Annotated in this window: 8 protein-coding genes and 2 pseudogenes; all 10 read left to right on the top strand. The window is 47.0% G+C overall.

Going from position 1 to position 14,608, the window contains the following annotated elements; genetic code table 11:
- Positions 1 to 7: 7 nt before the first annotated feature.
- Positions 8 to 700, top strand: coding sequence for a DUF3991 domain-containing protein (locus H8S18_RS07505; RefSeq protein ID WP_186857681.1), 693 nt, complete (start codon positions 8 to 10; stop codon positions 698 to 700).
- A 98-nt stretch (positions 701 to 798) separates the two neighbouring features.
- Complete coding sequence (locus tag H8S18_RS07500; RefSeq protein WP_186857680.1) at positions 799 to 2,484, top strand: DNA cytosine methyltransferase; 1,686 nt, start codon at positions 799 to 801, stop codon at positions 2,482 to 2,484.
- A gap of 126 nt (positions 2,485 to 2,610) precedes the next feature.
- Positions 2,611 to 2,802 carry a hypothetical protein gene (locus H8S18_RS07495; protein ID WP_186857679.1) on the top strand — a complete coding sequence of 64 codons (192 nt, stop codon included), beginning with the start codon at positions 2,611 to 2,613 and terminating at the stop codon, positions 2,800 to 2,802.
- Positions 2,789 to 3,357: pseudogene (locus tag H8S18_RS07490) on the top strand (zeta toxin family protein). Before H8S18_RS07495 ends, H8S18_RS07490 begins: the two are co-directional and overlap by 14 nt.
- 91 nt (positions 3,358 to 3,448) lie before the next feature.
- Positions 3,449 to 4,039 carry a hypothetical protein gene (locus H8S18_RS07485; protein ID WP_186857678.1) on the top strand — a complete coding sequence of 197 codons (591 nt, stop codon included), beginning with the start codon at positions 3,449 to 3,451 and terminating at the stop codon, positions 4,037 to 4,039.
- An 82-nt stretch (positions 4,040 to 4,121) separates the two neighbouring features.
- Positions 4,122 to 4,748 (top strand): hypothetical protein, encoded by a 627-nt coding sequence (locus H8S18_RS07480; protein WP_186857677.1) that lies wholly within the window; start codon positions 4,122 to 4,124, stop codon positions 4,746 to 4,748.
- Between the two features lie 108 nt (positions 4,749 to 4,856).
- Positions 4,857 to 7,703, top strand: coding sequence for a leucine-rich repeat protein (locus tag H8S18_RS07475; RefSeq protein ID WP_186857676.1), 2,847 nt, complete (start codon positions 4,857 to 4,859; stop codon positions 7,701 to 7,703).
- Between the two features lie 160 nt (positions 7,704 to 7,863).
- Positions 7,864 to 8,064: pseudogene (locus tag H8S18_RS15070) on the top strand (LPD11 domain-containing protein); the annotation flags it as partial.
- Between the two features lie 297 nt (positions 8,065 to 8,361).
- The gene (locus tag H8S18_RS14945) at positions 8,362 to 13,917 is read left to right on the top strand and encodes an SNF2-related protein (RefSeq protein WP_330598746.1); all 5,556 of its coding nucleotides are present in this window, start codon (positions 8,362 to 8,364) and stop codon (positions 13,915 to 13,917) included.
- Positions 13,898 to 14,272 carry a TnpV protein gene (locus H8S18_RS07455; protein WP_001129922.1) on the top strand — a complete coding sequence of 125 codons (375 nt, stop codon included), beginning with the start codon at positions 13,898 to 13,900 and terminating at the stop codon, positions 14,270 to 14,272. Before H8S18_RS14945 ends, H8S18_RS07455 begins: the two co-directional genes overlap by 20 nt.
- Positions 14,273 to 14,608: the final 336 nt, after the last annotated feature.

Genomic DNA, 14,608 nt, shown 5'->3' with positions numbered 1-14,608 from the left:
TTTATGCATGGAGGAGAAAACAAGCATACGGGAAAAATTGAGTCATTTATCGCAGCCGCCTATCGGCCTGCGGAATTATACGGAGCTTGCGGGGGAAATGGAAAATATTTCACGCAAGGAAGTGGAAAGACATACCAGAAGGCCGAAGATGCTGGCGCTGCCGGATAAAAATAAGGACTGCAATCAAGCAACTGTATTTTTAAAGGAGCATGGAATAGATGGAACAGTCATAAAATATTTGGCGGATCAAGGCTATTTATATGAGGACGTACAGGGAAACTGTATATTTGTAGGGTATGATGACGATGCTCCCAAATATGGGATGCTGTACTGGACGGAAAACAAGAAAATGGCCGGGATCGAACTGCCGGGAAGTCATAAATTTGTTTCGTGGCCGATCCCTGCCGGAGAACCGAGCGAACTGCTTCAGGTGTATGAGTATCCGATTGCTGCAATGTTGAAAATGACAAGGGAAAAGGCGGCCGGTTCATCATGGACGGCAAAACATCATCTTGCAGTAGGAGGATTTTACATCGAGCCGGTCTATTACTATACAAAGAGCCATCCCGAGATCACAACGATCATATTCTGCTATGGGGATGACATAGCTGGTCAGAGCATTGCGGAAAGACACATCAAGGCATTTCACAGCCGGGGATACACTTGCAGCATCGAATCAATAAAAAATGATAACGCATGATATATCCGGCAAAATCTAATCATTGCCGATGATATATAACTAAATTCATGTGGGGGTAACGTTTTAAAGGTTGACCGCCTCCGAAAAGGAGGTAACACATGAGATTAGGAAGCTTGTTTGACGGATCGGGGGGATTTCCCCTCGCGGGAGTTTTATGCGGGATGATCCCCGTATGGGCGAGCGAGATCGAGAAATTCCCCATTGCCGTCACATCAAAACGTTTCCCCAATATGAAGCATTTAGGGGATATCCGCGGGATCAACGGAGCAGCGATAAATCCCGTGGATATTATCACATTCGGAAGCCCTTGCCAGGACTTGAGTGTTGCGGGTAAAAGGGCAGGATTAAAGGGAGAAAGATCGGGCCTTTTTATGGAGGCCATCCGGATCGTAAAAGAAATGAGGTGCGCGACGAATGAAAAATATCCAAGATATATATTGTGGGAGAATGTGCCCGGAGCGTTCAGCAGCAACAAAGGAGAGGATTTCCGGGCTGTCCTCGAATCGGTCGCAAAAATTGCCGATCCCAAAGTATCAGTTCCTCGATCTGAGAAAAAATGGAATGGGGCCGGAGAGATCGTGGCAGACAGCTTTAGTATCGCCTACCGTACCTTTGACGCCCAATTTTGGGGAGTTCCCCAAAGACGTCGTAGGATCTTTCTTGTCGCAGATCTTACAGGACAATGTGCCGGAAAGATACTTTTTGAGCGAGCGGGCCTGTTTGGGGATTCTGCGCCGGGCGGAAAAACGTGGGAAACCATTGCCGCAGCTCTTGGCGACCGCACTTTATTTTCAAGCCTTACGCTTAAGATACGCGGAGGAAAAAGCGGAGGCGGAAAAGGCCCGCTGATCCAGTACGAAAAGAGCGCTGCTTTGTCCTGCAATAATGACCAAACTTTATTTACGGCAGGTTTTCATTGGTACAAAAGCGCAAAAGCGGAAATATCCTATTCTGATGAGCAAGTGCCCGTATTGGAAGCCAATATGCCAAATGCGGTACTTAGCGCAGGATTTTCAGCCGGGAACAGCGCGAAAGCCGGAAGCATCGGTTATAGGAATGAGCAAACGCCAACGCTGCGCGGTGCTGCAAGCGGCTCCAATCAGGTTCCGGTCATCTGTTATAGGCAAAAAGATTATACCGAGATTGTGAGATCGAATATAGGGGCTAGCTTAATGGCGCATGGCGGAAGCTATGGGGGAGGCAGCCGTAATCTTATTATAGAGCTCAATATTCATAATTGCAGAGACAAAAATATCGATCATTTTCGTGCAAACCGGAAAACAGTGTATCCGGATGTAACTGGAACGCTGTGTGCAAGCTGCGCAGGTTTAAACCGTCCTGCCGGGCAGGGGAATGAAGCAGATATGTGCGTTTGTATTGCGGGAAATACGATCGACCGAAAAGCACAGAATGGAAGTAACGGAACAGGGTATAAAGAGAATGTTTGTTATACATTGAACACCGCAGACCGACATGTGATATGTATAGACGCCAGAAATTTTCGGCTGCAAAACAAAGTGAGCGGCACCTTACAGGCGAAAGGGAACGGCGGATATTCTCTGAATTACGTGAATCCGGTCATGTGCAACTATGCTGTTCGCAGACTGACGCCGCTCGAATGCTGCCGCCTGCAAGGGTTTCCGGACTGGTGGTGTGATGACGTTCCGGGCAGCGATTCGGCAAAATATAAACTATGGGGGAATGGTATCGCGCTTCCATGCGCTCTCTATATCATGCAGGGGATCGCAGAGATAGAACGCAAACATCGCCGGAATAAAGAATAGAGAAAGAGGATACTGATGGGGGCTTCTATAACAGCCCCCATCATCTATGTATGTTTACTTCTAAAGTGGATTTGGTATAATAGAGTGAAAACATTACTGTGCGGAAGAGGAGCCATGGAGGCAAATATGCAGGAATATAATGATCCGGATAGAACATGCGGATTGACAGACGATGAAGTGACAGAGCGGTTCCGTGCTGCAGTACGTTTAGCAAATGAAAAAAAGAAAATAAAGGGCGTACCGATTGCACGTTTAGATGCAAATGGAAAAGCCTATTTAGAGTACCCTGACGGGAGCAAAAAATATGTCGCAGATTAAACGCCCGGAAGTTATTGTGTTTGCCGGGCCAAATGGCTCAGGAAAAAGCACGATCTCTGAATTGGCAAAAATTATAGAACCGTTTATTAACGCGGATGAAACAAACGTATCAGTCTATGCTCCGATTTAGAAGCGGCGCAGCAGGCAGAAAAACTCAGAGAAGAAATGTTGGCTCAAAACAGAGGTTTTACATTTGAGACAGTTCTTTCTACTGACCGCAACCTAAAACTTTTGGAGAAAGCAAAGAAACGGGGATATTTTATTCGGGTATTTTATATTATAACGCATGATCCACAAATAAATGTTACAAGGGTTCAAACGCGGGTCGCGGATGGTGGCCACGATGTTCCGCGGGGAAAAATTATTTCAAGGTATTATCGGGCGGTGGAGTTAGTGCCGGCCCTGGTAAATATCTGTGATATTTGCCATATTTATGATAATTCAGATGAACCGTTCCGCATTTTTAAAAAGAGAAAAGACCAGTATTTTTATTGGGAGAATAAATATTGGAAAAAACCTCGAATCGAAGAATTGACTGGTATATCATTGAAATGACAGGATTATAAATTAAATTTAAAACTTTATACTAACAGAAAAAGCGGCTATATATAATGGCTGCTTTTTTGTATTTGTAAAGGAGATAAAAATGGAAAAGACTAAAATGAGCAAAAAAAAGAAAATAGTGATCGGCGTACTGATCGCAGCCGTGGTGATCCTCCTGCTCCTGCTTCTCCGGTGCTGCAGCTGTGTGGAAGCGGGAGAACCGTTTGGATTTTGGAGCGCCAACGGGGATCTAACGGCGCGAAATGAAGTAGATATTGAGGAAATGAAAGCGATCATGAACGGATCCAATGTTCCCGTTAATATCAACGCGACAGCTTTTTGTGAAGCGGGGGACGCGCCGGTGAATTGGCTGATCGAAAATCCGACAGGGAGCAATAAGAACCTATTGGTAGAAATATATTTGCTTGCGGAGGGAAGCGAGCAAAGCAATTTCAATGCCGAAGCAGATATTGGAGAAAAAATATATTCGACAGAAAAACTCCTGCCGCCGGGATCGCATATTGAATGTAAAGACGCTGCGGGTACGGGACTTGCGGGCTATGATTATTTGGACCGCGAGCTGCCACCGGGAACTTATCAGGTGATCGCGCTATTTCATGCATATTCGCTTGACGAACAGCCGGAGTATATCGGAACGGCACAAGCATTTATCAGCCTAACGGTACAGGGATAAAAATATTCTGCAAGAAGGAACGCCATCGGCGTTCTTTTTTATATATATAAAAACTGTCAGCAAAAAGAAAAGGAGAAAAGATATGAAAAAAGTATTAGGAATTGTATTGACAGTCGTTCTTTGCGTGGTATTTGCCACGACCGCTTTTGCGGTGGACGTCACGGGAACAGAGGGAGAGACGTCGGCAGTATCGACCGGAGCAACGATTGAGGGCACGATCCAGCCGATCCAAATCTCGGCAGTCGTTCCCACAAAGGTAGTCTTTGATATCGATCCGAATAAGGCGGCAAATTATGAAGCGAATACCGCGACCGACCCCGCAAAAGCGTTCACGTCTGCGGCGTTCGATCTCCAGAACACCTGCAACGCGCCGCTTACTTTTTCTGTAAACTCGATCAGTGCGCAGGACAGCGCTCCGGCAGTCGTAGCGAACGATGCGTTTGAGGATGCGGAATGGCAGAAGCTGACAAAAACGCAGACGCTCGCGAATATTGCGTTTGGGTTCACGATGCCGACTACGGGCGAATGGCTTGCAGCAGACAACGCGGATGCGTGGTTTGTTCCCTCCACGGCGCTTGCTCTCGGTGACATTGCCGGGCAGAGCACGGCAACGGAATCGCTCAAAGCAAAATATGGTATGGCATGGGGAAATACAGCGGAAACGACGATCACCTATGACATCGTTTACGGCGTTGCTGTTGCCGAGTAACAGTCCAAATAAAGAAGCATCAAATAGTATCGATCATGAAACAATATGAGCTGACGGTTTGAACAGGGGGGCGCGGCCAGCGCCCCCCATTTCATTGGAGGAAAAGATATGACAGAGAAAAGAAACGTGAGGAGAATAAGCCTTTTTATTACTTTTTTCATTGTTCTTTGCACGATCATAGGCATTATCCCGATCAATACGGCACACGCCGCGACTATATATGGGTTTGTCCCGGAAAATTTCTGGTGGGATATAGACTCGGAGGGAAACGCGGCGATCATGGGGGTAAATCTTGGAACGGCCAAAGGAGATATTAAAATACCGACGACATTGGCCGGAGGGCAAGGTCCCTACTATATAGCGTCAGGAACAACGAGTCCCGGCGGAAGCTACGTTGGAACAAGTGGGAAAACATATAAAGTTACTAAGATACACGGCGGCTATGGCATGTATGCAAGCGGCGAATATTATACGGAGTTTGGCGCGTTTTCGCCTCTCAGCCCCGTGAACGCGGGAAATTGCTATGCGAATAATATTACGGGAGTACAGTTTCCCGCGCAGGGAACAATAATCTCAACAGACGCGACCAATCTCTTTCAGGCGGGTGATTCGTCCGCTTCGGCGGCTCGGCAATCCAGCCTTACTAAAGTCACCAACTTCCCGGACAGCTATACAAACCTCACGTCCGCTTTCGAGAACTGTACTAAGCTCGTCACAGGACCCGAACTCGGAGCGAACGTGACGACTGTAACGAACGCTTTTAAAAACTGCACATCCCTCAAAAAGCTTGTCGTATACAGTAAAAGCGTGGATATGTCATCCGCTTTTCCGGGGTGCTCGGATATAAACCTGTACTGCTATAAGGATTCAGCTGCGGATAAAGCGGTCGCAGGCGTTTCAGACAGGACTTATTTCGGCGAGATATACACTGATCCTCCGGCTGCGGTAAAAGCCTCGGCAGGTGACAGCGTGACGGTACAGGCGCAGTATATTTCAGATAAGACGAATAGGCTGACAAGCTCCGTAGCTGCGACTTGGCAGGTAAACAATGGCGGGGTGTGGGAGAATATAGATACGAACGTGTCCAATACGACATCCTCTCATATCGGAACGGCTACGCTGACGATCCCTGACGTCACATTGGCGGACAACGGAAAACAGTTCCGGCTTTATTCAACGGACGGCGGAAGCGTAAGCGAATACAGCAGTATCGTTACCTTACAGATTGAATATGGATCGCCGGCCACGGATTTTGTTTGGGAATTTGACGATGCGGCAAAGACCGCGAAAGTGACCGGATATATTGGAGCCGGTGGAGATGTGATCGTCCCTCTTTCTGTAACCGGAACAGGGGAAGCCTATGGAAACGAGTATGGCGAATATACGCTTGGAACAGCAGGGATCACGTATACAGTAATAGATATGGCAGCCGGAAGCAGAGATGCTGGGGCATTTTCCGCAGAAAATAAGATCAATGCCGGAAATACAGGTGTGGGAAATATAACGGGCGTCTATCTTCCGGACACGCTGTGCGGGGAGGATGCGTCGTTCTGGTTTTACGGATGCACCGGGTTGACGCTGGTCGATGGTTTGCCATCGACGATCACGAATTTGAGCTACACATACTATGGATGCAGCAGCTTGGCGAGAGCGCCGGAGTTTCCGGCTGCCGCTGTGGATCTGTCCTATACATTTGGGGAATGTGAGCAGCTGACGGAAGTGCCGGAGATACCGGACACAGTAACGGTCATGGAAGATACGTTTTTTCTGTGCAAGAATTTAGTAGACGCGCCGGACATACCCAAGAACGTAGAAAGTATGGAAGGATGCTTCTATGGCTGTATTCGCCTGCAAGAGCCGCCTGTCATCCGCTCGACCGTTTTGAAAAATATGAGAGACGCGTTTCGGGAATGTGGCATACGCACTTCTCCGGTCATTCCGGATGGAGTAACCGATCTCAGTTACACATTCAATAGCTGCGGAGATATGGCGGCGGTGACGCCGATCCCGGCAAGCGTGACCGACATGACACAGACGTTTGGCTCCAATTATGAGCTGCGCGGTGATTTGGTCGTCTATGCCAAAAACCCCACGATCACTACGATCTTAGGGATCGGAACGATGTACGGTGATCTGACGCTATATTGCTACAAGGGAACAACAGTCGATACGTTCGGGCAGACGGACAGAGGGATCGCAGAGATACGGTATTTTGGGAACGTCACAATGGAGATGCCGGAGGAGATACAAGCCCAATATGGCAAGCCGGTTTCTGTTACAGGAGCATATATCTGCGATGAGGGGAGCAGCTCGGCGAGTGTGCAGGCGCATTATGAGGTGATGCTGCCCGGCGGTCAATGGGAGAGCGCCGGCGGGCGAGCCGGATTTACAGAGCAAACAGAGGATATAGACGGCCTGCATAAAAATGCGGTATTGAATATTGATGCAGAGCATATCGTTGACGGGATGAAAGTGCGGCTTGTTGCAACGGACGGGAATCATACGTTTATATCCCATGAAGTAACGGTCTCGCTTGATGCGGTGATCTCCGTCGTTGTACCGACAAAGGTCATGTTTGAGATCGACCCGAATGTAGATGGCGCGGGATATACGGATGCGGCTGTCGGTTCATTTTCCAACAATGGCGGCTGTGATGTGGAATTATCTGTAGCGGATATATCCGGGAGAAATGGAGCTCCGCTGACGGCATATAACAAATATTCGCGGGAGGAATGGAAAAATTTAGGCAGGACGGAAACGGAAAACGAGCTTGGATTCCTATTTCAGACCGAAGGGAATATGCTTGGGTATATACCCGGACAAAATCTGACACTGGACGAGCTCCCGCAGGGAAGCGGTCAAGATATTTCTTATATCATAGCGCATGGAAACGCTTGGACGGAGCCAAAGGCTTTTGTTTACGATATTACATATTCCGTCTCGGCTATAAGCTGACAATTTCTCAAAGTCCCCATTGGGGACTTTTGTATAATTCCAAAAGGAGGGAGCTAAAATGGCGGATCGAAATAACGGACAGACCACGGAGACCGACGTGGAACAGCATAGGAAAAAGGAATTGGATGAGATTTTAAAGAGTGAACCGCAGTTCAGATATATGCTGCTGTCGCGGTTACAGTCGGATTGTGAGTATTATCTGGGATATGGGTATCGGAATGAACGGAAGCTGTGGGCCGGAAACGCAAGAGATCATATCTGGTATATGAAAGCGATCTGGAACAGTTTTCCGGAGGGAGAAAAACCGCAATGGATGAGTATGGAGCAGATTGAGGAATACGAAAAGGAAATGGGTGTTTCATCAGGATTCACGGCTGAACAGGAGGCCGTGATACGGGAAGCGGAGGGACATGGAGTACCGAATGAAATTATGAAGATCATTACAAATACTGATCTTACCGCAGAGCAAATGCAAACTCTTATGCTTGAATCGTTTGCGCGTTATCAGCTGGATATTGGTGACGCAGACTATGACCCGGCAGTGGATGCGGCCGATAAGGAAGAACGGCTTCAAGCTGTCATTCATTTGAAAGAGACATATATAGCTGAACAGGACGAAAAAGAAGAAATAGAGGCAGAAAAATAAAAGGAGGTCTGCGTGAAAAAGACAAATATCATGGCGCTGTATGAAGAAGCTGTCAATACTGTTACCCGGGACAGGCAGCGATGGGCGCATTTTCTGGATACCGCAGCCAATATATATAAGTTCGGTTTTTTAGACCAACTTATTATATACGAACAAGATCCAAACGTAACAGCCTGCGGTGCGAAAGAACAATGGGAGCGGATGGGGAGAACGGTCAAAAAGAACGCAAAGCAGATTGGACTGCTCCGGATCGACGGGAATCAGTTTAAGATCGGATATGTCTATGATATCAAGGAAACAACAGGAAAGGATGTGTATCTGCCTACCGCATGGGAGATCAAGAAAGAAAATGAAAAAGATATCGTAGATTTGCTCAGAATTGGACACGGTATAGATTATACTGGTACTATGAGCTTGAGGGAAGCGATCCTCAAAACGGTCGAGTCCAATATTTTGAGAGAGTTTGACGGATATTGGGAGCAACTCACCCAGTTGATCGATGGGAGCTGGCTTGAAAGGAATACGGAAGGGGAGGCGGCGTACAAGTTAAAAACATGTATCACGGCTACAGCTGAGTACATTATTCTCAAGCGCTGCGGGCTTGAGATGAAAGAACTGGATTTTGGCGGGATATCGAGTTTTGACACGCTGCAGACGATCAATGTGCTGGGAAGTGCAGGATGTGGGATCGCAAAAGGAGTATTAACCGAAATCGAAAAAAAACTGCAGAGACAGGAAGAAAGGAGTGCAGATCATGGTGGAACTGGATTACATGGAGACAGAGAACGGAACGTGGAAACCATTACTGGAGGTACAGGAAACAGTCCTTCCGCTCACGAAGTACGGATTCATGCGGATGCGGTTTCTGGAACAGGAGATGGAGGCGGTCTACCTGGCGCTGCGGGTGACAGACAAACTATACAAGCATTGCAAACGGGTAGAGGAACAGGCGCACAAGAGGAAAGCGGAGATCGTGCGGGAGCTGCGCAGGATAAACAAACCTCCGCAGACAGAGAATTTTATGGAGATGGTGAGCTACCGGAGAATGATCGATCACGAAGCGGAGGAGCTGATGCTGGACGAAATCGTATACAACAGGGAGGTAACGGAAGCAACGGAGAAATAAGGGAAGAACAGCCAGAACCGGAGGAGAAGATATCCTCCGGTTTTTCTATTACAGAAGATTTTCCGTATGAGGCGGGAGACGAAGTGTTTTTGCAAGATGGACGGAGATACAGGGTTCTGGAAGTACAGGAGAATTATGTAACGGTGAGCGATACAGAACTTCCGCTGTTTGTACGAACACTAAACCGGGAAATATTTCTGGCATATATTGGCCGAACGGATCATGCAGATATGCCGCAAGTTAAAGAAGTACAGAAAAATATGCCAAAGAAAGCGGCAGCGGAATTTAACAGTGTGGATACGGAGATATCCACATCCGAACAGGAGCCGTCGGTCATTTTAGATACGTTGGAGCAAAAAGCGGATAGAACCGGTGAGCCGGAGCGGGACAGCAGAAATATCCAAACGAGCGCGGAGAAGCTTGAGAAAGATAATTTATCCAAAATATCAAAAGCCAACAACGCGCAGCCGCAAAATGAACAGCTGCTCGTACAGGAGAAGGTCGATTATAGGATCGCAGATGAACATTATGGCGCAGCAGGCGTAAAAACGCGTTTTGAGAAAAATATGGACGCGATCCGGATGCTGCGCCGTATAGAAGAAGAAAAAAGGCTCGCGACTGCGGAAGAGCAGGAGATACTTGCCGGATATACCGGCTGGGGCGCACTGCCGCAGGCGTTCGACGAGAAAAACGAAAAATGGAGCAAAGAATACGAACGCCTGACGGGCGAGCTGACTCCCGAAGAATATCGAACAGCGCGCGCCTCTGTGCTAAACGCGTATTATACACCGCCATACGTGATACGTGCAGTCTATCAGAGTCTTACAAATATGGGGCTTGAAAAAGGGAACGTATGCGATCCCGCCTGTGGTATCGGAAATTTCTTCGGAGCAGCACCGCAAAGTTTGGAAAAAGTAAAGTTTTATGGCGTCGAGCTTGACAGCATTACAGCGCGTATCGCAAAACAACTTTACCAGAAAGCAGATATCCGGCAATGCGGTTTTGAGGATACGGACTTTGATGATAATTTTTTTGACGCCTTTGTTGGAAACGTACCGTTTGGGGAATATAAGATCGCGGACAGGAGGTACGATAAATATAATTTTCTGATCCATGATTATTTTTTCGCCCGCGCGTTGGATAAGGTAAGGCCGGGCGGCGTCGTTGCGATGCTGACGTCGAAGGGGACGATGGATAAAGCAAATCCAAATGTACGCAGGTATCTGGCACAGCGGGCAGAGCTGCTTGGGGCAATCCGGCTTCCCAATGATGCATTTAAAGCAAATGCGGGTACTGAAGTTACAGCAGATATCCTATTTTTGCAAAAACGGGAGCGCCCCATAGATACAGAACCGGATTGGATACATTTGGAACAGATAGAAGACGGCGTACCTGTAAACGCATATTTTGCCAATCATCCGGAGATGATACTTGGAAAGATGGCGTTTTGGGGAAATATGTATGGGAACGAGTCGAATACGGCATGTCTGCCGATCGAAGGGGAAGACCTTGCCGAACAGCTTGATCGCGCAGTCAAAAATATCAAGGGTACGATCTTGCTGCCGGAACGCCCGGAACAGGAGGAAGATAAGGATACGATCCCTGCCGACCCCGCAGTCAAAAATTATTGTTATACCATAACGGACGAAGGCATTTATTACCGCGAAAATTCAAAAATGCACAGGATGCATTTTTCAGACAACACGGAAAAAAGAGTAAGAGGTTTGTGCCAAATACGCGCCATCGTCAGGGAGTTAATTGATGCTCAAATGAAAGACGCCGATGATGAGGCGATCCATGAGGCACAGCGGAGGCTCAACGCAGCGTATGACAGTTTTGTAAAGAAATACGGCAGGATCAACAGCAAGGGGAATGAGATAGCCTTTCGCGGCGATGCGGATCATCCGCTGCTCTGCTCTCTTGAGGTGTTGGATGAAGAAGATCACTTTAAAGAAAAAGCGGCCTTTTTTACGAAACGGACAATCCGGCCGCCTAAAACCGTCACAACGGTAGATACCGCTCACGAAGCATTGATCGCCAGTGTAGCGGAGCACGGCCGTGTAGATTTTACGTATATGCAGAAGATTTACGGAAAAGAGAAGGAACAGATCTTGAGTGAATTGGAAGGCGAAGTGTTTTTGGAACCTCAATCGGAAAGGTGGGTAACGAAGGAGGAGTATCTGTCAGGAAATGTACGCAACAAACTGGAGGAAGCAATAGAGGCAGCCGGACGGGACAAAAAGTATGAAAAGAATGTGGAAGCCTTGGAAGCGGTCCAGCCGGAGGACATTTCAGCTGAAGATATCGAGGTGCGGATCGGAAGTATATGGATACCTCCCTCGGATTATAAAGAATTTTTAGGAGAAATTTTGGAACTCGACGAATATACCAATAACCGAATTTCCGTCCAATACTCGCAAACGACAAGCAGCTGGCATATCGACTATGCAAGCTGGTGTGTATCGATCCTTGCAAGCGAAGTGTATGGTACCTCCCGAAAAAATGTGTATGAGATCATGGAGGCTGCCCTTAACCTGCGCATGATAGAAGTGCGGGACAAAGTTGAAATAGATGGAAAAGAAAGATATGTGCTGAACGCAGAAGATACCATCACGGCGCAAAACAAGCAAATAGAGCTTCAGGAAAAATTTCGGGAATGGATATTCGCGGATGAGAAGCGCCGCGAACGGTTGGTACGCAAATACAACGACGAAATGAATAATATCGTACCGCGCATATATGACGGAAGCTTCCTGCGCTTTCATGGAATGAATCCGGAGATAGAATTGCGGGACTACCAGAAAAATGCCGTTGCCCGCATGTTGTTCGGTGGAAACACACTGCTTGGACATACCGTAGGAGCAGGAAAAACATTTCAGATCATCACTGCCGTTCAGGAGAGAAAACATTTCGGAATGTGCAGCAAGGCTATGATCTGTGTACCAAATCATCTTTTGATGCAATGGTCGGCAGATTACCTTCGTCTTTATCCGGCAGCCAATATCCTCGTGGTAACAGCGCGGGATTTTGAAAAACAGAGAAGGAGAAAATTTTGCGCGAGGATCGCTACGGGAGAGTACGATGCAGTCATTATTGGCCATTCACAACTTCAAAAAATACCGATGTCTAAAGAATGGGAGGAACAGCATATTCAAGAACAGATCGATGAGATCATGGACGGGATCGAGGAGATAAAAACAGAGAAGGGGGAAAACTGGACTGTCAAGCAAATGGAGGGAGCGAGAAAAGCACTTGAGGAACGTCAGCAGCGTATCAATACGATGCCGAGGGACGATGTATTGGATTTTGAAGAACTGGGCATAGATATGCTGGTAGTCGATGAAAGTCAAGAATTTAAAAATTTGGCTTTTACGACAAAGATACGTAATGTTGCCGGTATTGCTCAGGGAAGCGCGAAACGGGCGAGCGACTTATTTATGAAGTGCAGGTATCTGGACAAGATTACTGGGGGCAGAGGAATAATATTCGCGACCGGAACGCCGGTAAGCAACGCGATCTCAGAACTGTTTACACTCCAACGGTATCTCCAATTCGATTTGCTTAAAGAAAAAGGATTAGCGCATTTCGATGCGTGGGTGAGCGTATATGCGGAAACAAAGACAGCAATGGAGCTTGCACCGTCAGGACGCGGATTTCGGCTCAAGACGCGACTTTCCACCTATTTTAATTTAAATGAATTATGCAATATGTTTGCTCTTGTCGCGGATATCAAGACAGCGGCGGATATCAATATCCCTGTGCCAAAGATCCACGGAGGAGAGCCGGAAAATATCGTGATACCGCCAACACCGCTGGGGGAAGAGATCATAGAATCCCTTGTAGAACGGTCCGAGCGGATACGAAAAAAACAGGTATCGGCTTTTGAGGATAATATGCTGCTCGTAACCAACGACGGCCGTAAGGCGGCGCTTGACGTCCGGTGTTTTAACGCATTGCTGCCGGATGAAGGCGGGAACAAAGTGGAAGCGTGTGTGGAAAAGATATATGAGATATGGAAGCAATATGCTTCTGAGCGAGCCGCGCAGCTCGTGTTTTGTGATCTGTCTACACCAAAGGAACTCCGAATGGAAAAAAATATGAAGGGAGAGTATGAAGCTGTAGAGAGTCCATTCAATGTATATCAGGATATCAAAAATAAACTTGTCAAAAAGGGAATTCCCGAAAATGAAATAGCCTTTATCCACGATGCAAAAACTGATCTGCAAAAAGCAAAATTGTTTGCTAAAGTGCGAAAGGGTGCAGTTCGTGTACTGATTGGTTCCACCTTTAAAATGGGGGCGGGCATGAATGTGCAGGACCGGCTCGTAGCCTTGCATCACCTTGATGCACCTTGGCGTCCGTCAGATGTAGGACGGATTTTGCGGACATTCAAAATAAAAAAGAATGTGGAGGTAACAGACAATGGCAAAATCATTATTTGAGGAACTGGGCGGCAAATACGAAAGGCAAGGGGATTATTTGATACCGTGCTTAACTGTACCCGCCGAAGAAGAACAGGCAATAGGCATCTGGGGGCAACGGCATTTAGATTATCTAAAACAGTACCGTAAAGTTACATACACCAATCTTCTTACAAGCGGCAGGCTAAACGCCTACCTTGCCGACATCAACAGACAGGCACAGGAACGCTTTGAAAGGCTCATAGAGGGTATGAAACAGGCACAGGGCATAACGGAACAGCTAAAGGCAGAAAACGCCTTAGAATGGACAGGATGCCTCAATAACATAAGGGCTTGTGCGAGGGAGATTGTGGAAAAGGAAATTATTTTTGCATAAACAGATGATTAGTGGCAGGGGGAAATCCTGCCGCTTTTTCTGCTTTAGTTTGTCAGCTTGACAAATAAAGGGTTAAGGAATATAATTAGATTCAGTATTATACAAGGAGTTAATAAATATGCGGCAAGGTATTCTTAAATAAACTGTCAATTTGATAGTGGGAACAAAAAGTAGCAGTCCCGTTTCACTTTTAATATGGGGCTTAGTTTTTTGTACCCAGTTTAAGAATACTTTTATCATGTAATTTTATATGCCCGAAAACATATAAGTGTTTTGGGGCTATTGGAGTTATTTACCCAGTGATAGGAGTATTTATCACTGGGTATTTTTATGCCC

Source organism: Christensenella tenuis, assembly GCF_014287795.1.
GTDB lineage: Bacteria > Bacillota > Clostridia > Christensenellales > Christensenellaceae > Christensenella > Christensenella tenuis.
This window is presented reverse-complemented; position numbering and strand designations above follow the sequence as displayed.